Source organism: Vibrio sp. 16, assembly GCF_963681195.1.
GTDB lineage: Bacteria > Pseudomonadota > Gammaproteobacteria > Enterobacterales > Vibrionaceae > Vibrio > Vibrio sinaloensis_D.
This window is the reverse complement of record NZ_OY808997.1, coordinates 1,646,988-1,670,040: the sequence shown is the minus strand read 5'-3', so window position 1 is coordinate 1,670,040 and position 23,053 is coordinate 1,646,988. Positions and strand designations below refer to the sequence as shown.

Annotated in this window: 20 protein-coding genes and 20 tRNA genes; 15 read left to right on the top strand and 25 right to left on the bottom strand. The window is 46.0% G+C overall.

Annotation, left to right across the window (positions count from 1 at the left end; all coding sequences use genetic code 11):
• Window positions 1-11: 11 nt before the first annotated feature.
• Both flgM and flgA read right to left on the bottom strand, forming a co-directional pair.
• On the bottom strand, window positions 12-326 hold the full coding sequence (gene flgM / locus U9J37_RS07480) for a flagellar biosynthesis anti-sigma factor FlgM (RefSeq protein ID WP_005474802.1): 315 nt from the start codon (window positions 324-326) through the stop codon (window positions 12-14).
• A gap of 95 nt (window positions 327-421) precedes the next feature.
• Window positions 422-1,168, bottom strand: a complete 747-nt coding sequence (flgA, locus tag U9J37_RS07475; protein ID WP_005474782.1) for a flagellar basal body P-ring formation chaperone FlgA — start codon at window positions 1,166-1,168, stop codon at window positions 422-424.
• Window positions 1,169-1,247: 79 nt separating this feature from the next.
• On the opposite strand from flgA, the gene U9J37_RS07470 reads away from it, so the two are divergent.
• The 15 genes from U9J37_RS07470 (at window position 1,248) to U9J37_RS07400 (ending at window position 17,190) form a co-directional block, all read left to right on the top strand.
• Window positions 1,248-2,174 carry a chemotaxis protein CheV gene (locus U9J37_RS07470; protein ID WP_005474824.1) on the top strand — a complete coding sequence of 309 codons (927 nt, stop codon included), beginning with the start codon at window positions 1,248-1,250 and terminating at the stop codon, window positions 2,172-2,174.
• Between the two features lie 10 nt (window positions 2,175-2,184).
• The gene (locus U9J37_RS07465; RefSeq protein ID WP_005474806.1) at window positions 2,185-3,012 is read left to right on the top strand and encodes a protein-glutamate O-methyltransferase; all 828 of its coding nucleotides are present in this window, start codon (window positions 2,185-2,187) and stop codon (window positions 3,010-3,012) included.
• 233 nt (window positions 3,013-3,245) lie between these two features.
• On the top strand, window positions 3,246-3,644 hold the full coding sequence (gene flgB / locus U9J37_RS07460) for a flagellar basal body rod protein FlgB (RefSeq protein WP_043887246.1): 399 nt from the start codon (window positions 3,246-3,248) through the stop codon (window positions 3,642-3,644).
• Window positions 3,645-4,061: a flagellar basal body rod protein FlgC gene (flgC, locus tag U9J37_RS07455; RefSeq protein WP_005474748.1), complete on the top strand. Its 417-nt coding sequence runs from the start codon at window positions 3,645-3,647 to the stop codon at window positions 4,059-4,061.
• 17 nt (window positions 4,062-4,078) lie between these two features.
• A complete protein-coding gene (flgD, locus tag U9J37_RS07450; protein WP_005474714.1) occupies window positions 4,079-4,789 on the top strand; it encodes a flagellar hook assembly protein FlgD in 711 nt (236 codons plus the stop codon).
• A gap of 47 nt (window positions 4,790-4,836) precedes the next feature.
• A complete protein-coding gene (gene flgE / locus U9J37_RS07445; RefSeq protein WP_005474735.1) occupies window positions 4,837-6,153 on the top strand; it encodes a flagellar hook protein FlgE in 1,317 nt (438 codons plus the stop codon).
• 214 nt (window positions 6,154-6,367) lie between these two features.
• A complete protein-coding gene (gene flgF / locus U9J37_RS07440) occupies window positions 6,368-7,117 on the top strand; it encodes a flagellar basal-body rod protein FlgF (protein ID WP_005474764.1) in 750 nt (249 codons plus the stop codon).
• A 20-nt stretch (window positions 7,118-7,137) separates the two neighbouring features.
• Window positions 7,138-7,926, top strand: coding sequence for a flagellar basal-body rod protein FlgG (gene flgG, locus U9J37_RS07435; protein WP_005474814.1), 789 nt, complete (start codon window positions 7,138-7,140; stop codon window positions 7,924-7,926).
• A gap of 24 nt (window positions 7,927-7,950) precedes the next feature.
• Entirely contained in the window at window positions 7,951-8,733 is a 783-nt protein-coding gene (gene flgH / locus U9J37_RS07430; RefSeq protein WP_005474785.1) for a flagellar basal body L-ring protein FlgH, read from the top strand.
• 65 nt (window positions 8,734-8,798) lie between these two features.
• Complete coding sequence (locus U9J37_RS07425; protein WP_005474791.1) at window positions 8,799-9,890, top strand: flagellar basal body P-ring protein FlgI; 1,092 nt, start codon at window positions 8,799-8,801, stop codon at window positions 9,888-9,890.
• Between the two features lie 10 nt (window positions 9,891-9,900).
• Entirely contained in the window at window positions 9,901-10,815 is a 915-nt protein-coding gene (flgJ, locus tag U9J37_RS07420) for a flagellar assembly peptidoglycan hydrolase FlgJ (RefSeq protein WP_005474787.1), read from the top strand.
• A 124-nt stretch (window positions 10,816-10,939) separates the two neighbouring features.
• Entirely contained in the window at window positions 10,940-12,814 is a 1,875-nt protein-coding gene (gene flgK, locus U9J37_RS07415; protein ID WP_005474715.1) for a flagellar hook-associated protein FlgK, read from the top strand.
• Window positions 12,815-12,823: 9 nt separating this feature from the next.
• Complete coding sequence (flgL, locus tag U9J37_RS07410; protein WP_005474762.1) at window positions 12,824-14,017, top strand: flagellar hook-associated protein FlgL; 1,194 nt, start codon at window positions 12,824-12,826, stop codon at window positions 14,015-14,017.
• 360 nt (window positions 14,018-14,377) lie between these two features.
• The gene (locus U9J37_RS07405; protein ID WP_038139742.1) at window positions 14,378-15,517 is read left to right on the top strand and encodes a flagellin; all 1,140 of its coding nucleotides are present in this window, start codon (window positions 14,378-14,380) and stop codon (window positions 15,515-15,517) included.
• A 539-nt stretch (window positions 15,518-16,056) separates the two neighbouring features.
• Complete coding sequence (locus U9J37_RS07400; protein WP_005474783.1) at window positions 16,057-17,190, top strand: flagellin; 1,134 nt, start codon at window positions 16,057-16,059, stop codon at window positions 17,188-17,190.
• A 135-nt stretch (window positions 17,191-17,325) separates the two neighbouring features.
• Here U9J37_RS07400 and U9J37_RS07395 read toward each other — a convergent pair.
• The 23 genes from U9J37_RS07395 to U9J37_RS07285 form a co-directional block, all read right to left on the bottom strand.
• Window positions 17,326-17,410 (bottom strand) — tRNA-Leu (locus U9J37_RS07395).
• 52 nt (window positions 17,411-17,462) lie between these two features.
• Window positions 17,463-17,539 (bottom strand) — tRNA-Met (locus U9J37_RS07390).
• Between the two features lie 2 nt (window positions 17,540-17,541).
• Window positions 17,542-17,626: transfer RNA gene (locus tag U9J37_RS07385), tRNA-Leu, on the bottom strand.
• A 64-nt stretch (window positions 17,627-17,690) separates the two neighbouring features.
• Window positions 17,691-17,775, bottom strand: a tRNA-Leu gene (locus U9J37_RS07380).
• Between the two features lie 48 nt (window positions 17,776-17,823).
• Window positions 17,824-17,900, bottom strand: a tRNA-Met gene (locus tag U9J37_RS07375).
• Between the two features lie 2 nt (window positions 17,901-17,902).
• Window positions 17,903-17,987: transfer RNA gene (locus tag U9J37_RS07370), tRNA-Leu, on the bottom strand.
• Between the two features lie 126 nt (window positions 17,988-18,113).
• Window positions 18,114-18,188 (bottom strand) — tRNA-Gln (locus U9J37_RS07365).
• A gap of 25 nt (window positions 18,189-18,213) precedes the next feature.
• Window positions 18,214-18,298: transfer RNA gene (locus U9J37_RS07360), tRNA-Leu, on the bottom strand.
• A gap of 126 nt (window positions 18,299-18,424) precedes the next feature.
• Window positions 18,425-18,499 (bottom strand) — tRNA-Gln (locus U9J37_RS07355).
• A gap of 29 nt (window positions 18,500-18,528) precedes the next feature.
• Window positions 18,529-18,613: transfer RNA gene (locus U9J37_RS07350), tRNA-Leu, on the bottom strand.
• Window positions 18,614-18,739: 126 nt separating this feature from the next.
• A tRNA-Gln gene (locus U9J37_RS07345) sits at window positions 18,740-18,814 on the bottom strand.
• A 29-nt stretch (window positions 18,815-18,843) separates the two neighbouring features.
• A tRNA-Leu gene (locus tag U9J37_RS07340) sits at window positions 18,844-18,928 on the bottom strand.
• 126 nt (window positions 18,929-19,054) lie between these two features.
• Window positions 19,055-19,129 (bottom strand) — tRNA-Gln (locus U9J37_RS07335).
• A 29-nt stretch (window positions 19,130-19,158) separates the two neighbouring features.
• Window positions 19,159-19,243: transfer RNA gene (locus U9J37_RS07330), tRNA-Leu, on the bottom strand.
• A 50-nt stretch (window positions 19,244-19,293) separates the two neighbouring features.
• Window positions 19,294-19,368, bottom strand: a tRNA-Gln gene (locus U9J37_RS07325).
• Between the two features lie 25 nt (window positions 19,369-19,393).
• Window positions 19,394-19,478, bottom strand: a tRNA-Leu gene (locus U9J37_RS07320).
• A 52-nt stretch (window positions 19,479-19,530) separates the two neighbouring features.
• Window positions 19,531-19,607 (bottom strand) — tRNA-Met (locus tag U9J37_RS07315).
• Between the two features lie 78 nt (window positions 19,608-19,685).
• Window positions 19,686-19,760: transfer RNA gene (locus U9J37_RS07310), tRNA-Gln, on the bottom strand.
• A gap of 28 nt (window positions 19,761-19,788) precedes the next feature.
• Window positions 19,789-19,873: transfer RNA gene (locus tag U9J37_RS07305), tRNA-Leu, on the bottom strand.
• Window positions 19,874-19,910: 37 nt separating this feature from the next.
• Window positions 19,911-19,987 (bottom strand) — tRNA-Met (locus U9J37_RS07300).
• Window positions 19,988-20,255: 268 nt separating this feature from the next.
• Window positions 20,256-21,347: a redox-regulated ATPase YchF gene (gene ychF / locus U9J37_RS07295; RefSeq protein WP_322413398.1), complete on the bottom strand. Its 1,092-nt coding sequence runs from the start codon at window positions 21,345-21,347 to the stop codon at window positions 20,256-20,258.
• Window positions 21,348-21,357: 10 nt separating this feature from the next.
• Window positions 21,358-21,948, bottom strand: coding sequence for an aminoacyl-tRNA hydrolase (pth, locus tag U9J37_RS07290; protein WP_038133790.1), 591 nt, complete (start codon window positions 21,946-21,948; stop codon window positions 21,358-21,360).
• 146 nt (window positions 21,949-22,094) lie between these two features.
• Window positions 22,095-23,039 (bottom strand): ribose-phosphate pyrophosphokinase, encoded by a 945-nt coding sequence (locus tag U9J37_RS07285; protein WP_038133791.1) that lies wholly within the window; start codon window positions 23,037-23,039, stop codon window positions 22,095-22,097.
• Window positions 23,040-23,053 lie beyond the last annotated feature (14 nt).

Genomic DNA, 23,053 nt, shown 5'->3' with positions numbered 1-23,053 from the left:
AAATCTCTAGATTACAAACCACCGAGTTCTTTTTCGAACTTCATCATATTGTCAGCGAGTTTTTCAGGATCAACGGTGTAAGACCCATTTGCAATCGCTTCTTTAATCGCCGCTACCTTCGCTTTATCAAAGCTAGGCTGACTGGCCATTTGTGAGTGCATCTCTCCAACTGCTTTGCCCTGTGTACTTAATGAAACAGAGTCTTGGGCAACGGTGGATTTTTTTGCCGATTCGGTATCTGAAGTGGGTTTGTCATTTCGTACTGCACTTCGACTTGTCGACGTTGTCATCGTTTGACCAGAACGAATATTATCTATGCCTGCCATATTTGAGCCTTTTCAATATTAAAAACCTGTACCGTCCATATCGACTTTACGGGAAATAACTTTAGCGTTTTTTTAAGGATGTTAGGGAAATAACGCTAGAATACAACAGTGACTTCAGATATTCCGGTTACGCGTCCTTCTATTATACGATTTGATTTGCTGTTTTTCACTCTAATCTGTTCGCCATGAGATCCATCTGTCAGTGCGACCCCTTTTGTCGTGATCACCATTCCTGACTTGACCGCTTTGATGGTGACCGTTTCATTTCGGCAGACGACACAAATATCATTTTCTTCAATTACTTCGCCGCTACGCAGATTTTTTTTTGTTTTTGCACCAATTACGGCATCTAGAGTGGAAAAGCCTTGCCGCCTATAGCGTTGCAAGTCTACCATACTAATAGTGACATCAGTGGAAGCAATGATTTGCCCCCTTGAGAGTGGCGTGGTCAAGGTTACTTGCGGCCCAGTTCTTGTGAGGCGCACTGGCACATAGACTCGCCAGTTATCGTTTTGGCATTCGACCAAAACCGTAATATTGCTGGCATTTGGATTTGTCGATGTAGAAGAGGTTTGCAAACCAGCCGGGCAATCTGTGGCAAAGATCCTACTATCTATAGAGGCGGCTTTTGCATTTAGATTGCCGCCAACCGGGCTCTCTATGTTATCCAAGATATGTTGCTCGGCGGCTTGTTGAATGAGAGAAATTTGACTTTCTGTTGCTGATGTCGCTGAAAAACTCAAGAAAAAGAATAAAAAGCCGATAGACTTATAAAACTTTTTATAGAAAGCTCTACAATTAGTTATGGAAAAAGAGCACAAGTGTGATTTTGAATACATCATTCTGTTTCTCTGGTTTTTTTCATGGTCTTCAGTAGACTACCATTTTTTTAGCATGAAAGTTTGAGATGGAGATGAGCTTATGACGGGTATTCTTGATTCCGTGAATCAGCGTACACAACTCGTCGGTCAAAACCGATTGGAACTGCTAACGTTTCGTCTAATGGGGCGTCAGCGTTACGGTATTAACGTATTTAAAGTAAAAGAGGTACTTCAGTGCCCTAAGCTTACTTCAATGCCAAACTTACACCCTCTTGTAAAAGGTGTTGCTCATATACGTGGCCATACGGTATCAGTTATTGATTTAAGTTTAGCCATTGGCGGTCGTCCTACAACAGACGTAGACAAAGCATTTGTCGTTATTGCCGAGTTTAACCGTACCATCCAAGCGTTTCTTGTGACCTCTGTTGAACGTATCATCAACATGCACTGGGAAGCGATTCTTCCACCGCCTGATGGTGCGGGTAAAGCCAACTACCTAACGGCAGTGACCAATATTGACAACGAACTTGTCGAAATTCTTGACGTTGAAAAAATCCTTGCAGAAATCGCACCAGTTGACGAGACCATGGATTCAGCGATCAGCGAAGAAATTGCTCAAGTTGAAACCGAGAAAGAGATTGTTCGTCGTATTCTTATTGCGGATGACTCGACGGTAGCAAGAAAACAAGTTGAGCGTGCAATTACCTCGTTAGGTTTCGAAGTTGTTGCCGTGAAAGATGGCAAAGAAGCGTACGAAAAATTGGTCGAGATGGCCGCTGAAGGCAGCATTTACGATCAAATCTCTTTGGTAATTTCTGATATTGAGATGCCAGAGATGGATGGTTACACATTGACTGCAGAAATTCGTCGCCATGCGGATTTAAAGAATCTATATGTTATCCTGCACTCATCATTGAGTGGTGTATTTAACCAAGCGATGGTCGAGCGGGTAGGCGCGAACTCTTTCATCGCCAAATTTAACCCGGATGAGCTTGGTAATGCAGTGAAAACTGCGCTGACAGAATAAAGAGAAATTAATGACAGCGATAACTATAAGCGATCAAGAATATCGTGATTTCAGCCGTTTTTTAGAGTCTCAATGTGGCATCGTATTGGGTGATAGCAAACAGTACCTAGTGAGAAGTCGTTTGAGCCCGTTAGTGACTAAGTTCAAATTGGGCTCATTGTCTGACTTGTTACGAGATGTCGTGACGGGACGTAATCGAGAGTTACGCGTTGCTGCCGTTGACGCAATGACGACTAACGAGACGCTTTGGTTCCGTGATACTTATCCTTTTGAAGTGCTTGCGAATAAGCTATTACCGGAAGTTGCGGCTAATAAGCGCCCAATCAAAATCTGGTCTGCGGCAAGTTCTTCTGGTCAAGAGCCGTACTCAATGGCGATGACTATTTTGGAGACCCAACAGCGCAAACCTGGCATGTTGCCGAGCACGTCGATAACGGCAACCGACATCTCTGCCAGTATGTTGGACATGTGTCGAGCGGGGATCTACGACAACCTTGCACTAGGTCGCGGCCTTTCACCTGAGCGCCGTCGCAACTTCTTTGAAGACGCAGGCGATGGTCGAATGAAAGTAAAAGATAACGTCAAGCGTTTGGTGAACTTCCGTCCTCAAAACCTGATGGATAGTTACGCTTTGCTTGGCAAGTTCGATATTATCTTTTGTCGAAACGTGTTGATTTACTTTTCGCCAGACATGAAGTCTAAGGTACTCAATCAGATGGCTAATAGCCTCAACCCAGGTGGTTACTTGTTGCTTGGTGCTTCTGAGTCATTGACCGGGCTGACTGATCGTTTTGAAATGGTTCGCTGCAACCCAGGTATCATTTACAAGCTCAAATAAACCGACATGCAAAATTATTAAGCCCAGCCTCACGTGCTGGGCTTTTTTGTTGCTGTCGATAAATAACTTGTATACTCAATGATGACATTCCAATCTTTTAGCAATCTAAACTTGGCGTATTTTTTGCTGGATTACTTGTCGAGATCGAAGTGAAGTATCTTGTTCCTTAAAGTTGGTACGCTACTTGCTTTGTATTTCATTAGTAACGGTCAGTTCTTTATGTAGAGGTTAACATGGCTATTTCATTCGATAATGCTTTAGGTATTCACCAACACACTGTTGGGCTTCGTGAGCGCAATGCTGAGGTTATTTCAACCAATATTGCTCAAGCGAATACGCCTGGGTATAAGTCGAAAGGAATGGACTTCCAAAGGGCTTTGCAGGCGGCAACATCAGAGGCAAGCGTTGGTCTTAGCCGTACTGATAGTCGGCATATTCCTGCCTCTACTCGCGTGACAGGGGAAGTGATGTATCGTCTTCCAACCCAACCTGACACAGGTGATGGCAATACTGTGGATGTTGATTTGGAGCGTAATCTATTTATGCAAAACCAAATAAGACACCAAGCCTCACTTGACTTCCTAGGAAGTAAATTCAAGAACTTAACGAAAGCTTTAAAAGGGAGTAACTAGATGAGCTTATTCAACGTCTTCAATGTTACTGGCTCTGCCATGAGCGCTGAGTCTGTTCGTCTAAATACGACTTCAAGTAACTTAGCCAACGCAGACAGCGTGTCTAGCTCGGCCAAAGATACTTACAAAGCGCGCCACGCTGTATTTGGTGCAGAGTTAAGTAAGGCTAAGTATGGCAATGATCATACAGTGCCAGTCAAGGTTATGGGTATCGTGGAAAGCGATAAACCGCTCAGTGCGGAGTACAACCCAGATCACCCGCTCGCAAATGACGAAGGCTATATCTACAAGCCTAATGTCAATGTGATGGAAGAAATGGCAAACATGATTTCTGCTTCTCGCTCGTACCAAACGAACGTGCAAGTGGCAGATGCAAGTAAACAAATGCTGCTGCGTACGCTGCAGATGGGTCAATAGGGATAAGGGGGTAACATATGGCCGATGGCATTAACAATGTTGGTCAAAGCAGCTTGTCCTATATCGACCAGCTTAAACAGCTTCAGGACAAGAATAAGCCAAATGAGACCACGGGTAAGCAGGATCTTAAACAAGAAGACTTCTTATCTTTGCTCACGAAGCAACTTTCTCAACAGGATCCGTTTAAGCCGGTCAGCAATGACCAGATGATTGCACAAATGGCGTCATTCGCGACAGTAGACGGCATCGGCAAAATGAATAACCAGTTTGAAAGTTTGAATGCTTCGATGACTTCAAATCAAGCGCTTCAAGCCTCTTCCTTGGTTGGACGTGATGTGTTGATTCCGGGTGCTGCTGGTGTGAAAAAAGATGACGGCAGTATGGCTGCCATGGTTAAGCTACCTCAAGCCGTTGATAACTTGATGGTTCGAATAGAAGACCAAATGGGGCAGCTCGTTCGTACCTTTGATGCGGGGTCTAAGCCTTCGGGTGATAGCCGCGTCGAATGGGACGGCAAAGATTCAAACGGTAATCCATTGCCGGCAGGTAAGTACAAAGTGAGAGCTGCGGGCTTACTTGATGGAGAAAGCAAAGAGTTTGAAGTTTCGACTTATGCAAACGTCAACAGCGTTCTTCTGGGTAAAGGTGATGGTAACGTACTGCTCAATCTGGCTGGCTTTGAGTCGCCAGTTCGACTTGCTGAAGTACTAGAAGTTGGTAAAGCGTAAGTAACGCTTGTAAAAGCGACTATGCTAGCTAGATAGGAGAATTTGGAATGTCTTATGTTGCATTAAGCGGTATTTCCGCTGCTCAATTAGATTTGAATACAACCAGTAACAACATCGCAAACGCGAACACATTCGGCTTTAAAGAGTCGCGTGCAGAGTTTGGTGATGTTTACTCTAACTCACTGTTTACAAACGCTAAAACAACACCAGGTGGTGGTGTCCAAGCGCAAAAAGTAGCTCAGCAATTCCACGAAGGGTCGAGCGTTTACACGAACAACCCAATGGATTTGCGTATCAGCGGTACAGGTTTCTTTGCGGTAGCAAAAGATCGTTTAACACCGACGACTAATGAGTTAACGCGAAACGGTGCGTTTCACCTGAACAAAGATAACTACATGGTAACAGCGAACGATGAATACCTGTTAGGTTATCAAGTGAATGGCGATACGGGTGACGTTCTCTCATATGAGCCTTCGCCAATTAACATTCCAAAAGAATTCGGCAAACCAAAGCAAACGTCCAATATTGAAGTCGGTGTAAACTTGCCAGCGGGTGGAGATTTAAAAGATCCAGCTCTGTTTGACTACTCCGATCCTGAAACGTACAACCGTTCAACTTCATCGACAATTTACGACTCTATGGGTCAGTCGTATAAGTTGACAACCTACTACTTGAAGGATCAAACACAAGCGAACACGTGGCAAACCTACTACACCGTGACCGACAGTGCGGGTGAAAAGCCTGTTAACATTCTTGGTGGTGATGCGACAACGCCAACAGGTCATGTGGGTCACACAATGAAGTTCAACAACGATGGTACATTAGCCAGTCTTAACAGCGGCAATAATATCGTTTCTGGTCCATTAGGAGGTACAGGTCCTGATGATCCAAATGCGATTAACCTAAATGGTGCTGATGTTAGTCAAACATTGTCCTTCGGCCTTGATAGTGCGACACAATTTGCCGCTCCTTTCGAGCTAACCAAGTTTGATGAAGATGGTGCAACCACGGGTTTCTTAACCAAAGTGGATTTTGATGAAAATGGTAGCGTCCTTGGCACATACTCGAATGGTGAAAATATCACCTTGGGCCGTGTCGCTATGGTTCGCGTTGCGAATGAGCAAGGTCTTGATAAGAAAGGTGGCACTCAGTGGGATTCTACTCAGTTCTCTGGTGACAAGATCTGGGGTGAGTCTAACAAAGGCTCTTTCGGTTCTATCAACAGTGGTACGTTGGAGCAATCCAACATTGATATGACCCAAGAGCTCGTGGATCTCATTACAGCTCAACGTAACTTCCAAGCGAACTCACGTTCACTTGAAGTGCATAACCAAACGCAACAAAACATCCTGCAGATTCGATAATTTCAGCGAATCTAACAAGGCTGCATCGTGCAATAATCTGAATGGCAAGCTGGTGGCAATCATCAGCTTGTTATTATTGCCGCATACCGCCATCCCTCTCTTTTTTTGCCTCCTTTCTCCTTGTTATTCATGTAAATTATTGACTTTAAAGCAAAATTAAAGTTGGCATTGCAATTGCATTTATTGATCCGAATTGTGATTTTTGGAGCAAATTATGGATCGCGCACTCTATCTTGCTATGAGCGGAGCCAAGCAAAATATGCAGGCTTTGCAGCTTAGAGCAAACAACTTGGCAAACGTCAGTACCACGGGTTTCCGTGCTGATTTGGCGCAAGCTCGTTCGATGCAAGCATACGGAGAAGGACTACCGACTCGAGTATTTAGCATGACAGAGCGCCCTGGGCATAATTTCCAACAAGGCAGTGTTATTACGACAGGACGAGATCTCGATGTAACGATTGAAGGCAATGGCTGGATATCGGTGCTCGATAAAACGGGCAAAGAGGGCCTGACTCGTGATGGCAACCTAAAGATTGATGTGAACGGCTTACTTGTCAGTGGTAATGGCAACTTAGTGCTAGGGGAAACAGGCGCTCCAATCACCCTGCCTATTCCTCTTAGTAAAGTTGAGATCGGCACAGATGGCACGATTTCGGTCGTACCCCAAGGTGCACCAGCGGATGCCATCGAAGTTGTCGATCGCATCAAGCTGACAAATACCGACAATCAATCACTATTCAAAGATGTTAATGGCTTATTCCGAGCTAAAGATCCTAATGCGGCATACGAAGCAGATGCCGGTGTAAAACTGCTCACAGGCGCAATTGAAGGTAGTAACGTGAATGCTATCGGTGAAATGACCAGCCTGATTGACTTGCAACGCCAGTTCGAAATGCAAGTGAAGATGATGAGCACAGCAGAAGAGATGGACAAATCGTCAGATTCTCTGCTTCGTATGAGCTAATAGAGATTTAGGAGAAGATTATGCATCCGGCATTATGGGTAAGTAAAACGGGCTTAGATGCTCAGCAAACCAACATTTCAACCATTTCGAACAACCTAGCAAACGCCTCAACCGTTGGTTACAAGAAAAGCCGTGCGGTGTTTGAAGATCTGTTCTACCAAAACATCAATCAACCGGGTGGTCAGTCATCGCAAAATACCGAACTGCCATCGGGTTTGATGCTAGGCGCAGGTTCGAAAGTTGTCGCGACACAAAAAGTGCACACTCAAGGTAACACGCAAACAACCAATAACAGCCTAGACATGATGATCGAAGGGGATGGCTTTTTCCAGATCCTCATGCCTGATGGAAACATTGGTTATACACGTAATGGTCAGTTTACCGTCAATGACGAAGGTGCCATCGTGACTTCAGGCTCGGGCTACAATTTACAGCCTGAAATTGTGATTCCAGAAGATGCCATCAGTATTACGGTGGGCACAGACGGTGAAGTCTCAGTGCGTGTTCGTGGTGAGCAAAACAACGTGGTGGTTGGGCAGATTACCACGGTTGATTTTATTAACCCAGGCGGCCTTGAGCCAGTAGGTCAGAACCTTTACTTACCGACGGGTGCAAGTGGTGACCCACAAGAAGGCGTTCCTGGGTTTGATGGATTTGGTGACATTCGTCAATCGATGCTTGAAACATCAAACGTCAATGTGACAGAAGAGTTGGTTAATATGATTGAAGCTCAACGTGTCTACGAGATGAACTCAAAAGTCATCTCGGCAGTCGACAAGATGATGAGCTTTGTGAACCAACAACTTTAATCTTTGACGCGAGAGGTAATTAGCATGAACCGTTTATTTGCTTTGTTCGTTGTGACTGTGATGTCTGGTTGTACGATGTTAGAGCCACCTGTTGAAACGCCGGATGTGATTGGTGGTACAACGACCGTAGATGCTGTTGAGGGGGACAAATCTGGTGATGACCAAAGCGGCATTGTGGATACTCTGCGTGGCAGAAATGATCCGGTTGCCGGAGACCCTGCGTGGGCACCAATCCACCCTAAACACAAACGTGAACATTACGCTGCAGAGACAGGTTCGCTGTTTAACTCCGCAAGTACAAGCAGTTTGTATGATGATTCAAAGCCGCGCGGCGTAGGTGACATCATTACCGTCACGCTCGATGAAAAAACCAAAGCGGCAAAAAGTGCCAATGCGGACATGTCGAAAAAGAACGATTCCTCTATGGAGCCTCTATTTGTCGGTGGCCAGGAGCTGAAAGTTGGCGGCGACTACAATTTTTCATATGACCTAAACAACACCAATACCTTTGCGGGTGATGCCAGTGCCAACCAAAGCAATAGCCTATCGGGTTCAATTACGGTGGAAGTGATTGAAGTATTGGGCAACGGTAACTTGGTGATTCGTGGTGAAAAATGGCTAACTCTCAACACCGGTGATGAATACATTCGTCTTAGCGGAACAATTCGACCTGATGATATTTCGTTTGACAACACCATCGCCTCTAACCGTGTTTCCAACGCTAGAATCCAGTATTCAGGCACTGGTACACAACAAGATATGCAAGAACCTGGCTTTTTGGCACGATTCTTCAATGTATCACTTTAATCTCGCTTAACGACGCTTTTCTGGCATCGACAAGAGCGTAACCCGAGTTAAGGTAAAGGTATCCCATGAAGACGTTGATTCTACTTATCACCAGCTTAACGTTGCTATCAACGCAGGCTTATGCAGCGCGTATCAAAGACGTCGCGCAAGTTGCCGGTGTTCGAAGCAACCAATTGGTAGGCTATGGCTTAGTCACAGGTCTGCCGGGTACAGGTGAGTCTACGCCTTTTACCGATCAAAGTTTTAATGCGATGCTGCAAAGTTTTGGCATTCAGTTGCCACCTGGCACAAAGCCTAAAACCAAAAATGTCGCAGCCGTGATTGTAACGGCTGAATTGCCGGCTTTCTCGAAGCAAGGTCAAACCATTGATGTGACGGTATCTTCTATCGGTTCGGCAAAAAGCCTTAGAGGCGGCACACTGATGCAGACCATGATGAAAGGTCTTGATGGTCAGGTGTATGCGGTGGCGCAAGGTAACCTTGTAGTGAGTGGCTTTAGCGCAACGGGTGCCGACGGGTCGAAAATCGTCGGTAACAACCCAACCGCGGGGATGATTTCAAATGGTGCGATGGTTGAGCGAGAAATCCCAACCCCCTTTGGTCGTGGCGATTACATCACCTTTAACTTACTAGAATCGGACTTTACTACGGCCCAACGCATGGCGGATGCGGTCAACAATTTCTTGGGCCCTCAAATGGCTTCTCCTGTGGATGCAACCTCGGTTAAAGTCCGTGCTCCTCGTGACATTTCTCAACGAGTGGCTTTCCTATCGGCAATTGAAAACCTAGAGTTCAACCCAGCCGAAGGTTCAGCAAAAATTATTGTTAACTCGCGAACTGGTACGATCGTTGTCGGTAAGCATGTCCGCTTGAAGCCTGCTGCAGTGACACATGGTGGAATGACGGTGGCGATCAAAGAAAACTTAAACGTCAGTCAACCGAACGCATTCGGCGGTGGTGAAACGGTCGTGGTTCCCGATACCGATATTCAAGTGACGGAAGAGCAAGGCAAAATGTTTAAGTTTGAGCCAGGTCTGACGTTGGATGATCTCGTTCGAGCGGTTAATGAAGTCGGCGCAGCACCATCGGATCTTATGGCCATTTTGCAAGCACTTAAGCAAGCCGGAGCCATTGAAGGCCAGCTGATCATTATCTAAGGAGCTGAGCATGATTAATAACGGCAATGACATTGGCTTCATTCACGACATCGCAGGGCTGGATAAGCTTCGTAAACAAGCGGTTGAAGGGGATGAAGGCGGCGAAAAAGCCGCATTGACCGCCGCGGCGAAACAGTTTGAAGCGATCTTTACTTCGATGCTCTTCAAATCCATGCGTGATGCAAACGCGAGTTTTGAATCTGGTCTAATGGACAGCCAAAATCAGCAGTTTTATCGCCAAATGATGGATGAGCAGATGTCGAGTGAGTTGAGCTCATCAGGCTCGCTAGGTCTTGCGGACATGATCGTTGCTCAGCTGTCGTCGGGTAGTGTTGAAAACCAGACGGCAGCGAACAAACACGTTGATTTTGAAGCTATGATGCAAAAAGTGGATCAGGTCAGAGAGTCACGTGCCAACGATGCAATGACAACCGTATCAGTTACACGTGCTCAGCCTAAGCATTCATTTGATAGTCCTGAATCGTTTGTTGATTCAATGCGACCATACGCTGAAAAAGCGGCACGTGCATTGGGCGTTGATTCGTCACTGTTACTTGCTCAAGCTGCTCTGGAAACAGGTTGGGGACAGAAGCTAGTGAGCAACAGCCGCGGCAGCAGTAACAACCTCTTCAATATCAAAGCAGATAAAAGTTGGGGCGGTGATAAAGTGGCCACTCAGACGCTGGAATACCATCAAGGTGTGCCGGTTAAAGAGAACGCGGCTTTCCGTTCTTACAACAGTTTTGAAGAAAGCTTTAACGACTACGTTCGCTTCCTCAATCAAAACCCACGCTATACCACCGCTTTGCGCCATGGCGGCAATGATGAACAGTTTATTCGTGGGATTCATCAAGCTGGCTACGCCACAGACCCTTACTACGCAGATAAAGTCTTGAGGGTAAAAGCGAAAATCGACCAAATGTAAACAGCTCACCTTCGGGTGAGCTTTTTAATCTCTATTATCTACAATCTCAAAATGGCACATATATTGCTTTTAAATCATTAGATGTTCAGTTAACACTGATTTTTAAAGGTTTCTTGGGGGCAATATGGCGTCTGATCTACTGAGTTTAGGTTCACAAAGTGTCCTTACGGCTCAGAGACAACTCAACACTACTGGCCATAACATCTCTAATGCAAATACAGAGGGTTACAGCCGTCAGTCTGTGGTGCAGGGGACAAATATACCGCGTCAATACGGTGGGGAAACCTACGGTATGGGTGTCCACGTGGAAAAAGTTCGCCGCTCATGGGATCAGTTTGCCGTTAACGAACTCAATATGTCCACCACGAACCATGCCCACAAACTGGATGATGAAGCTAATCTAGAGATGCTGTCAAACATGCTCTCTTCCGTTTCTTCGAAAAAGATTCCTGAAAACATCAATGAGTGGTTTGATGCGGTTAAGTCATTGGCCGATTCACCGAACGATGTGGGTGCGCGTAAAGTGGTGCTTGAGAAATCAACGCTGATCACCCAAAACCTCAATGACTTCCACGAAACTGTTCGCCGCCAATCAGACGTAACGAATAAAAAGCTTGATTTGGGTATTGAGCGAATCAACCAGCTTGCGCTTGAGATCCGTGATATCCACCGCTTAATGATGCGTACACCTGGGCCTCATAACGACTTTATGGACCAACATGAAAAGCTCATCAACGAGCTTTCTGAATACACCAAAGTCACGGTCACGCCTCGTAAAAATGCAGAGGGGTTCAATGTCCACATTGGCAATGGTCACACGCTCGTTTCGGGAACGGAAGCCAGTAAATTAACCATGATTGATGGTTATCCTGATGTCCATGAACGTCGCCTAGCAATGATTGAAGGTAAAGGTATCAAGGCCATTACCTCAAAAGACATTGATGGAAAACTGGGTGCGATGCTAACCATGAGGGATGAAAAAATTCCTCAGCTGATGGATGAGCTCGGCAAGATGGCCGCCGCTTTTTCATACGACATCAACAAACTACAGTCGCAAGGTTTAGATCTTCGCGGTGACATTGGTGGCCTTATTTTTACTGATGTGAACTCGGATATTATTGCTGAGTCTCGTGTCGTGACATCGTCAAAATCTCAGGCTGACCTTGCGGTGTATATCGAAGACCCCAGTCAGCTTGTGGCGGGTGAATACTCACTGCAGTACAGCGGTGGTGACTACTACATAACTCGACCAAGTGGTGAGCAGTTTGTGGTTCCGGTCGTCGATGATGCCATCACTTTAGATGGGATTCGGATTGATATTCGTCAAGACCTGGCTGCGGGGGAACGCGTACTGATTCGTCCTACCCGTAACTCAGCGGCGCAAATCAAAATGGAAACCAACGACCCATCGCATATTGCCGCTCAAAGCTATGAAGCCTCGACAACGTTTGCTCAAGGTAGCGCAAAGTTTCGTATTGATGAGGTGGGGGATTTGCGTGAGTTCGAGGTTATCGTTTCACCCGATGGGAAGCAGTTTGCCGTTACTGACACGAAAGGCAAAATTCTCATGCAGCCGCAAGACTATCCGCCTTCTGGCCCTGTGACGGTTCAAAACACCACCTTTGAACTCACCGGTGGCGCGTTGCCGAACGATAAGTTTACGGCAAACCTTGTCCCATCTGAGGGTGACAACGGCAACTTGCTAAAAATGCAAAATATCCAGACAGAGAAAAAACTCAATGATGGCGAGTCGACCATTCTGGATATTTACCACAACTTAAATACCGATGTGGGCTTGCAGATGTCGACGGCATCACGACTAACGGACGTATCACGCTTGGAGAAAGAGGCTGCGCAGGAGCGTGTCGCATCAATCTCTGGCGTAAACCTAGATGAAGAAGCGGCAAACATGATGAAGTTCCAACAAGCTTATATGGCTTCTTCACGCATCATGCAGGCGGCAAACGACACCTTTAATACCATTTTGGCGTTGAGATAGGAGGGGTAAATGTTGAATCGTATTTCCAGTTTTCATAACTACCAATCCGTGCAAAACGATTTGCGCCGCCAAGAAGGTAAGGTGCATCACAATCAAGCGCAGCTAGCATCGGGTAAAAAGTTAATGAAAGCGAGCGATGATCCGCTTGCGACGCATTACATCCAGAATATTGGCCAACAAAAAGAGCAGCTTCGCCAATACAGTGATGCCATTGTGTTAACTCGTAATCGCCTTGAACACCATGAAGTGATCATCTCTAACGCAGAAGAGTTTGCGGATGAAGCTAAGCGTACGGTTATGGAAATGATCAACGGTGCCTTATCTCCGGAAGACCGCTTTGCTAAACGTCGTGAGATTGAAGAGATAGCAAACAACTTCCTCAATTTGGTGAATGTTCAGGATGAGTCGGGTAACTACATTTTTGCCGGGACTAAGCCGAAGAATCAGCCATTTTTCCGCGATAAAGATGCGGAAGTGGTTTACGCCGGTGATGACTATCAGCGCAAAATGAAGATTTCAAACAGTCTTGAAATGCCAATCAATGACCCAGGCAGCAAGCTGTTCATGGAGATCGATAATCCCTTTGGTGATTTCTCTCCAAAGTACGACTTACAAGAAGCCTCTGAACTATTGCTAGAGCGCGCGATTAATTTGAACCCCGATGATCAGTCTACTTACAAAGTGACGTTCGTTGATATGCCAAATGGCAAGTATGGTTATCAGCTTGAGCGTGATGGCTCGGTTGTACAAGCCGACACGTTTGACCCGAGTAAGGGGATCAAATATGAAGATGTTACGATTCAAGTGAAAGGGCAGATTACGAAAGGGGATGCGATCGAGTTAGAGCCGCGTCGTACCTACAGTATTTTTGAAACCTTCAAAGAGGCGATGGACTTGTCGTCTGGTTCGGTCTCTGACTCATCGAACACAGCACAGCTTCATCAAGTGACTCAAGAATTCCACGCGGCGTTCATTCATTTGAACAAAGCGAGAACCGATGTGGGTGCTCGATTGAATACGCTTGATATTCAAGAAGAGCAACACGCGGACTTTGAAATGACGCTGGCCAAGTCGAAAAGTAACTTTGAAGACTTGGACTATGCGGCTGCGATTATCGAGTTCAATGAAAACTCGCGAGCTTTGCAAGCGTCACAACAAGCGTTTGGTAAAACAAAAGACCTAACCTTGTTCAACTACATCTAGTGTGGTTGAGCGCCTTAAGTGCAATGCCTTAAGCGCAATAGCCAACCCTGAGGAGTACGGAGCGTTCGCTACGGCAATCAGGTGGCAAGTGAGCGGCAAAACCATTGCCGTTCAGAATGGACAAAAAACAAACTAAAGAACTAGTCGTATTTGAGTTGCTTTAAGTTGTTGATTAAACGTAATTAAATAAATTTATCGCTGTTTTTCTAAACTTGGCACACAACTTGAATTGTTCTGAGTAGAGTGAAAAACACGTTTTAAGCAGTTGTCTGCTTAGCAAGGCATTTACGGTCAGTGCTTCCAAATGAGATTAAGCTGGCCGCTTCGCAAGCACTTGCGAACTCACTAGGAGAGCAAATTATGACCATAACAGTAAATACTAACGTATCGGCAATGACCGCACAGCGTTATTTGAACAAAGCGACAGGTGACTTGAATACTTCAATGGAACGCTTGTCGTCAGGCCAACAGATCAACAGTGCGAAAGATGATGCGGCGGGTCTGCAAATCTCCAACCGCTTAACAGCACAGTCTCGTGGTCTGGATGTTGCGATGCGTAACGCCAACGATGGTATCTCGATTGCGCAAACGGCTGAAGGTGCGATGAATGAATCGACAGCCATCCTGCAACGTATGCGTGACCTATCGCTACAATCTGCCAATGGTACTAACTCAGATTCTGAACGTACTGCGATCAATGAAGAGGTGTCGGCGCTACAAGACGAGCTAAACCGTATCGCGGAAACCACATCTTTCGGTGGTCGTAAGCTACTTAACGGTACGTTTGGTGAGGCGTCATTCCAAATCGGTGCGAGTTCTGGTGAGGCAATCATCATGGGCTTAACAAGCATTCGTGCTGATGATTTCCGTATGGGCGGTCAAAGCTTTATCTCTGAGCAAGGGAAAGGCAAAGACTGGGGCGTACCGGCAAATGCGCGAGACCTCAAGCTTGAGTTCACAGGTAAAGATGGTGATCTGGTTACTATCGATATCTTGGCGAAAGACGGTGACGATATCGAAGAGTTGGCCACTTACATTAACGGTCAGACTGATCTGGTAAAAGCGTCTGTCGATGAGGAAGGTAAACTGCAACTCTTCGCATCTCAAGCTGAGCTTAAGAGTGACCTAAGTATCTCTGGTGGTCTAGCGGGTGAGTTGGGTCTCAATGGTGGTCCTGGTGTTCAAACTACCGTTCAGAGTATTGATGTAAGAAGCGTGGGTGGCGCGCAAAATGCGGTTGGTATTATCGACTCGGCGCTACAGTATGTTGATTCTCAGCGTGCTGACCTGGGTGCGAAACAAAACCGACTAAGCCACAGTATCAACAACCTGGCTAACATCCAGGAAAACGTAGAGGCATCAAACAGCCGAATTCGCGATACAGACTTCGCGAAAGAAACAACGGCGATGACCAAAGCACAAATTCTGCAACAAGCTGGTACTTCGATATTGGCTCAAGCAAAACAGTTGCCGAACTCTGCAATGTCACTATTGCAGTAGTAGCAATATGCTTCACTAGCGTAATCCCAGACGTGGGGCTAGTGAGGAAATTGCGGCAAGCATAGGTTAGCGTTTAAGAGGCTCTCTCTCACACCCTGTCTCTCAATCGTGATGCCTATGTGACAAATAGCCAAGCTATGATCATTTCTCTCGATCTCCACATTGCATGGCTACCCTCTAGCCCCGGTTCTCTCAAAGGAAAAGGGGCTTTTCTTTACCTGTAATCTACGTTCTTAGTGCTGTTCCCATCACTTTCCGCACCAGCACCGAGAGCTGTTGCGGTCATCTCCACCCTGTCTTGTTCGATAATGTCACCCGACCAATTTGGGCAAAACTTTAGCATCAAATTTCATATTTATTTATTCGATCATACTTTCAATGATATAGACCGAAATTGCCTATTTAATCTGCTTTTTGCTCTAAAGTTGAACAATTAATTGTCGCTATAGAAGTTACTTTGAGAGAACTCATTGGTTTTCCGAGACGTCGGAAAGCTTGACCGAAGTTCCGGTAACGGAAAATCAATAGGAGAGACCACTATGGCGGTTAATGTAAATACCAACGTTGCAGCGATGACAGCACAAAGACACTTGAATGCCGCGTCCAATGCTCAACAAACTTCAATGGAAAGACTATCTTCTGGATTTAAGATCAACAGCGCAAAAGATGATGCTGCAGGTCTACAGATCTCCAACCGATTGAACGTTCAAAGCCGAGGTTTAGATGTTGCCGTTCGAAATGCTAATGATGGTATTTCGATGGCGCAAACAGCGGAAGGTGCGATGAACGAGACAACGAACATACTTCAACGTATGCGTGACTTGTCACTTCAATCTGCTAACGGCTCAAACTCCAAGTCTGAACGTGTCGCGATCCAAGAAGAGATCACCGCTCTAAATGACGAGCTCAATCGTATTGCTGAAACCACGTCGTTTGGTGGCAATAAATTGCTTAACGGTACCTTCGCAACCAAATCGTTCCAGATTGGTGCGGACAATGGTGAAGCTGTGATGTTGACAATGAAAAACATGCGTAGCGACAACACCATGATGGGCGGCAATAGTTATGTTGCCGCAAATGGACAAGATGCCGACTGGGCAGTTCAAAGTGGTGCTAACGACTTGACCATCACGTTAACGGACAAATTTGGTGAAGAGCAAAATATCGAGATCAATGCAAAAGCGGGTGATGATATTGAAGAGCTTGCCACTTATATCAACGGTCAAACCGACTTTGTGAAAGCGTCTGTTGACGAAGATGGCCAACTGCAGTTGTTTACCGATAACAACAAAGTAGAGGGTGCTGCGACGTTTGGAGGCAGCTTAGCGGGCGATCTTGACATTGGTGCGGCACAGGCAGTCACCGTGGATACCATTGATGTGAGAAGCGTTGGTGGCGCTCAGCAGTCTGTGGCGATTGTTGATGCAGCACTGAAATTTGTTGATAGCCATCGCGCAGAGCTCGGTGCTTTCCAAAACCGATTTAATCATGCGATCAATAACTTAGATAACATTAACGAAAATGTGAACGCGTCTAAGAGCCGAATCAAAGATACCGATTTTGCTAAAGAGACAACGGCACTGACCAAGTCTCAGATCTTGACTCAAGCATCAAGTTCAGTGTTAGCTCAAGCAAAGCAAGCGCCCAACTCAGCGTTGGGGCTTTTAGGCTAAGGAAATAACCTTTAGCAATCTAAAGTCATGACTCTAAAATACAAAACCAGCTTCGGCTGGTTTTTTTCGATATAGAGTAATTCCCAAAGCTCAAATAAGCGAAAACCCAGCTAAAAAGCTGGGTTTTCTCAGTAATGGTGCGGAAGGAGAGACTTGAACTCTCACACCTTGCGGCGCCAGAACCTAAATCTGGTGCGTCTACCAATTCCGCCACTTCCGCAACAAATTTGTATTCATAGAGCTAATTGGTAAAAGCAGTATGAAATTGTAAATGGTGGCTACGACGGGATTCGAACCTGTGACCCCATCATTATGAGTGATGTGCTCTAACCAGCTGAGCTACGTAGCCAATGGTGCGGAAGGAGAGACTTGAACTCTCACACCTTGCGGCGCCAGAACCTAAATCTGGTGCGTCTACCAATTCCGCCACTTCCGCACAAATTTGTATTCATAATGCTAATTGGTAAAAGCAGTATGAAGTTGTCTAATAGTATTCAAGATGGTGCGGAAGGAGAGACTTGAACTCTCACACCTTGCGGCGCCAGAACCTAAATCTGGTGCGTCTACCAATTCCGCCACTTCCGCATCTTGAAACTACTTGGTGATCAGCAAAAAGCTAAAAACCGAAATTAATGGTGGCTACGACGGGATTCGAACCTGTGACCCCATCATTATGAGTGATGTGCTCTAACCAGCTGAGCTACGTAGCCAATGGTGCGGAAGGAGAGACTTGAACTCTCACACCTTGCGGCGCCAGAACCTAAATCTGGTGCGTCTACCAATTCCGCCACTTCCGCATCAATTTGTATTCATATCGCTAATTGGTAAAAGCGCTATGAAGTTGTAATGGCAGGCTACTTATAGCCGAACCAGGGACAATGGAGGAGGCATCAAAAGATGTTATCCACTGAACCTATAAATAATGGCAGGGCTACCTGGATTCGAACCAGGGAATGGCGGCATCAAAAGCCGCTGCCTTACCGCTTGGCGATAGCCCTACAAGATTCTAACGAATCAAAATAATGGTGCGGAAGGAGAGACTTGAACTCTCACACCTTGCGGCGCCAGAACCTAAATCTGGTGCGTCTACCAATTCCGCCACTTCCGCATCAATTTGTATTCATATCGCTAATTGGTAAAAGCGCTATGAAGTTGTAATGGTAGGCTACTTAGAGCCGAACCAGGGCCAATGGAGGAGGCATCAAAAGATGTTATCCACTGAACCTACAAATAATGGCAGGTCTACCTGGATTCGAACCAGGGAATGGCGGCATCAAAAGCCGCTGCCTTACCGCTTGGCGATAGACCTGCAGTGCTCTATTTCTAGAGGCTTAATAATGGTGCGGAAGGAGAGACTTGAACTCTCACACCTTGCGGCGCCAGAACCTAAATCTGGTGCGTCTACCAATTCCGCCACTTCCGCATCAATTTGTATTCATATCGCTAATTGGTAAAAGCGCTATGAAGTTGTAATGGCAGGCTACTTAGAGCCGAACCAGGGACAATGGAAGAGGCATCAAAAGATGTTATCCACTGAACCTATAAATAATGGCAGGTCTACCTGGATTCGAACCAGGGAATGGCGGCATCAAAAGCCGCTGCCTTACCGCTTGGCGATAGACCTGCAGTGCTCTATTTCTAGAGACTTAATAATGGTGCGGAAGGAGAGACTTGAACTCTCACACCTTGCGGCGCCAGAACCTAAATCTGGTGCGTCTACCAATTCCGCCACTTCCGCATCAATTTGTATTCATATCGCTAATTGGTAAAAGCGCTATGAAGTTGTAATGGCAGGCTACTTAGAGCCGAACCAGGGACAATGGAAGAGGCATCAAAAGATGTTATCCACTGAACCTATAAATAATGGCAGGTCTACCTGGATTCGAACCAGGGAATGGCGGCATCAAAAGCCGCTGCCTTACCGCTTGGCGATAGACCTGCAGTGCTCTATTTCTAGAGACTTAATAATGGTGCGGAAGGAGAGACTTGAACTCTCACACCTTGCGGCGCCAGAACCTAAATCTGGTGCGTCTACCAATTCCGCCACTTCCGCATCAATTTGTATTCATATCGCTAATTGGTAAAAGCGTTATGAAGTTGTAATGGCAGGGCTACCTGGATTCGAACCAGGGAATGGCGGCATCAAAAGCCGCTGCCTTACCGCTTGGCGATAGCCCTACAAGATTCTAACGAATCAAAATAATGGTGCGGAAGGAGAGACTTGAACTCTCACACCTTGCGGCGCCAGAACCTAAATCTGGTGCGTCTACCAATTCCGCCACTTCCGCAACAAATCTGTATTCATAGTGCTAATTGGTAAAAGCAGTATGAAATTGTAAATGGTGGCTACGACGGGATTCGAACCTGTGACCCCATCATTATGAGTGATGTGCTCTAACCAGCTGAGCTACGTAGCCACTCGTGAGCGAGACAATATAAACTGTTGCGCTCGTAGTGACAAGCCATTTTTATAATAGGCTTAACACTATCAATAATGGCAGGTCTACCTGGATTCGAACCAGGGAATGGCGGCATCAAAAGCCGCTGCCTTACCGCTTGGCGATAGACCTGCAGCATAGTCATCGAGACTATAAAACATGGTGCGGAAGGAGAGACTTGAACTCTCACACCTTGCGGCGCCAGAACCTAAATCTGGTGCGTCTACCAATTCCGCCACTTCCGCATCTATTCCTAATCATTTTCGTAAAAATGTTTAGGAATGGTGGCTACGACGGGATTCGAACCTGTGACCCCATCATTATGAGTGATGTGCTCTAACCAGCTGAGCTACGTAGCCATACCATGTTGTGGTTCCTTTCAATCCGTAGTCGTCTTGTTGGGAACGGGGCGCATTATGCGAAGTTGAACCAATCACGTCAATAGTTTTTTTGAATAAATCGAGATAAACGGACTGTTCGATTTCTTTTTAAACAAAGAGGCGCGTTAATCATCGAAAACTGATAACAAAATGACAGCAGAACGAACACTTTATTGATGGAATATCTGAAGGAATAAAAAAAGCCAGCATAAGTGCTGGCTTTTAAACTCAATGACTTGAGCGAATATTATACGTTGAAACGGAAGTGAATCACATCACCGTCTTTTACGATGTATTCTTTACCTTCCAAACGCCATTTACCTGCGTCTTTCGCGCCGCTTTCACCGTTAAACTGGATAAAGTCATCGTAGCCAACAACTTCCGCACGAATGAAGCCTTTTTCAAAGTCTGTGTGGATCTTACCCGCCGCTTGTGGTGCTGTCGCGCCTACTGGGATCGTCCATGCACGTACTTCTTTTACACCCGCAGTGAAGTAAGTTTGAAGAGTAAGCAGATCGTAACCTGAGCGGATTACTCGGTTTAGGCCTGGTTCTTCAATCCCCATATCCGCCAAGAATTCTTCACGGTCTTCATCATCGAGTTCAGACAGCTCAGATTCGATTGCAGCACAAACTGCTACAACCACGTTGTTTTCTTTTTCTGCGTATTCGCGCACAGCATCTAGGTAAGGGTTGTTTTCAAAACCATCTTCATTCACGTTTGCGATGTACATAGTTGGTTTCAGCGTTAGGAAGTTTAGGTAACCAATCGCCGCCTGCTCTTCTTTCGCTAGTTCAACCGTACGAGCCATGCCGCCTTCTGTTAATACAGGGAGCAGTTTCTCCAACACCGTCAGTTCAAACTTGGCGTCTTTATCGCCACCTTTTGCTTTCTTTGCATTACGCTGAATGGCGCGCTCACAAGAGTCTAGGTCGGCCATTGCAAGCTCTAGGTTGATAACCTCGATGTCTTCGATTGGCGAAACTTTACCAGCAACGTGGACGATGTTTTCGTTTTCAAAACAACGAACAACGTGACCAATCGCGTCTGTTTCACGGATGTTTGCTAGGAACTTGTTCCCTAGGCCTTCACCGCGAGATGCACCCGCTACCAGACCAGCAATGTCAACGAATTCCATTGTTGTTGGTAGAATTTTTTGTGGGTTAACGATTTTCGCTAGCGCGTCCAGACGGAGATCTGGCACAGGCACAACACCAGTGTTTGGCTCGATAGTACAGAACGGGAAGTTAGCTGCTTCGATGCCCGCTTTAGTTAGTGCGTTGAACAGAGTTGATTTACCAACGTTTGGTAGACCAACGATGCCACATTTAAAACCCATGATAATAACCTTATTCAGCTTTGAACGTGTGTAGACGATTTTGTGCTTTTGATAAGCCATCCTTAATTAGGATGTCGAGGCAACGGACGGATTCGTCAGCGGCCGCATCAAGAAGCTCTTGTTCTTTCGCAGGTGCTTTACCTAACACAAAACCTGCTACTTTATCTTTGTGTCCAGGATGGCCGATACCAATCCTTAAACGATAAAAATCTTTGCAATTGCCAAGTTTACTTATGGTATCGCGAAGGCCGTTGTGACCACCGTGACCACCGCCTTTCTTGAATTTAGCAACACCAGGAGGTAAATCCAGCTCATCGTGGGCAACCATGATCTCTTCTGGTTTGATTTGGTAAAACTTCGCGATGGCTGCGATCGATTTTCCAGAAAGGTTCATAAACGTGGTTGGGATAAGCAGGCGAAGGTCCTGACCGTTCATCATGATGCGTCCCGTTAGCCCAAAAAACTTTGCTTCATTCTTTAGAGTAATGTTGTGGACGCGCGCCAGTTCTTCTACTACCCAAGCCCCTGCATTATGGCGGGTTCTAGCGTATTCTGGCCCTGGATTTGCCAGGCCGACAAGAAGTTTGATCTGTTGACTCAAGGTTAGGATCTCTCTTGGAATCTCAAAAAGCGCCGTATGATAGCACAGATATCTCTCATCGGGCGAGATACGGATACTTTCATTGCGGCAAATAAAAAACACCCCAAAGAGGGGTGTTTTTAAATGTTTGACTAACTTGAACTAAATTAGTTGAACATCGCAGAGATTGACTCTTCGTTGCTGATACGACGGATCGCTTCTGCCAGCATGCGAGATAGGCTTAGGCAAGTGACTTTACCTGTTGCTTCCATCTCTTTTGGTAGCGTGATTGAATCGGTTACGATCACTTGGTCAAGAACAGAGTTGCCAATGTTTTGCGCTGCGTTGCCTGAGAAAACAGCGTGAGTCGCGTAAGCAAACACTCGTTTAGCTCCGCGCTCTTTTAGCGCTTCTGCCGCCTTACATAGTGTGCCACCTGTATCGATCATGTCATCAACGATGACACAATCACGTCCTTCAACGTCACCGATGAGGTTCATAACTTCAGAGACGTTTGCGCGTGGACGACGCTTGTCAACGATTGCGATATCGATATCACCAAGTGCTTTTGCTGTTGCGCGAGCACGAACAACACCACCAAGGTCTGGAGAAACCACAACCGGGTTCTCTAGGCCGCGAGCCTGCATATCTTCAAGTAGTACAGGTGTACCGAAGATGTTGTCTACAGGAACATCGAAGAAGCCTTGGATTTGTTCTGCGTGAAGGTCGATAGTTAGAACGCGGTCAACGCCAACGTTTGAAAGGAAATCTGCAACAACTTTAGCAGTGATTGGTACACGAGCAGAGCGTACGCGACGGTCTTGACGAGCGTATCCAAAATAAGGGATAACTGCTGTAATACGGCCCGCTGAAGCGCGGCGCATTGCGTCAATCATCACTACAAGTTCCATTAGGTTGTCGTTAGTTGGTGCACACGTTGATTGGATGATGAAAACATCACTACCACGAACGTTTTCGTTGATTTGTACAGCGACTTCGCCGTCAGAAAAACGAGAAACAGTTGCATCACCAAGAGAGATGTATAGACGATCAGCAATACGTTGGGCTAGTTCAGGTGTAGCGTTACCAGCAAATAGCTTCATATCAGGCACGGTGGAAACCTCAG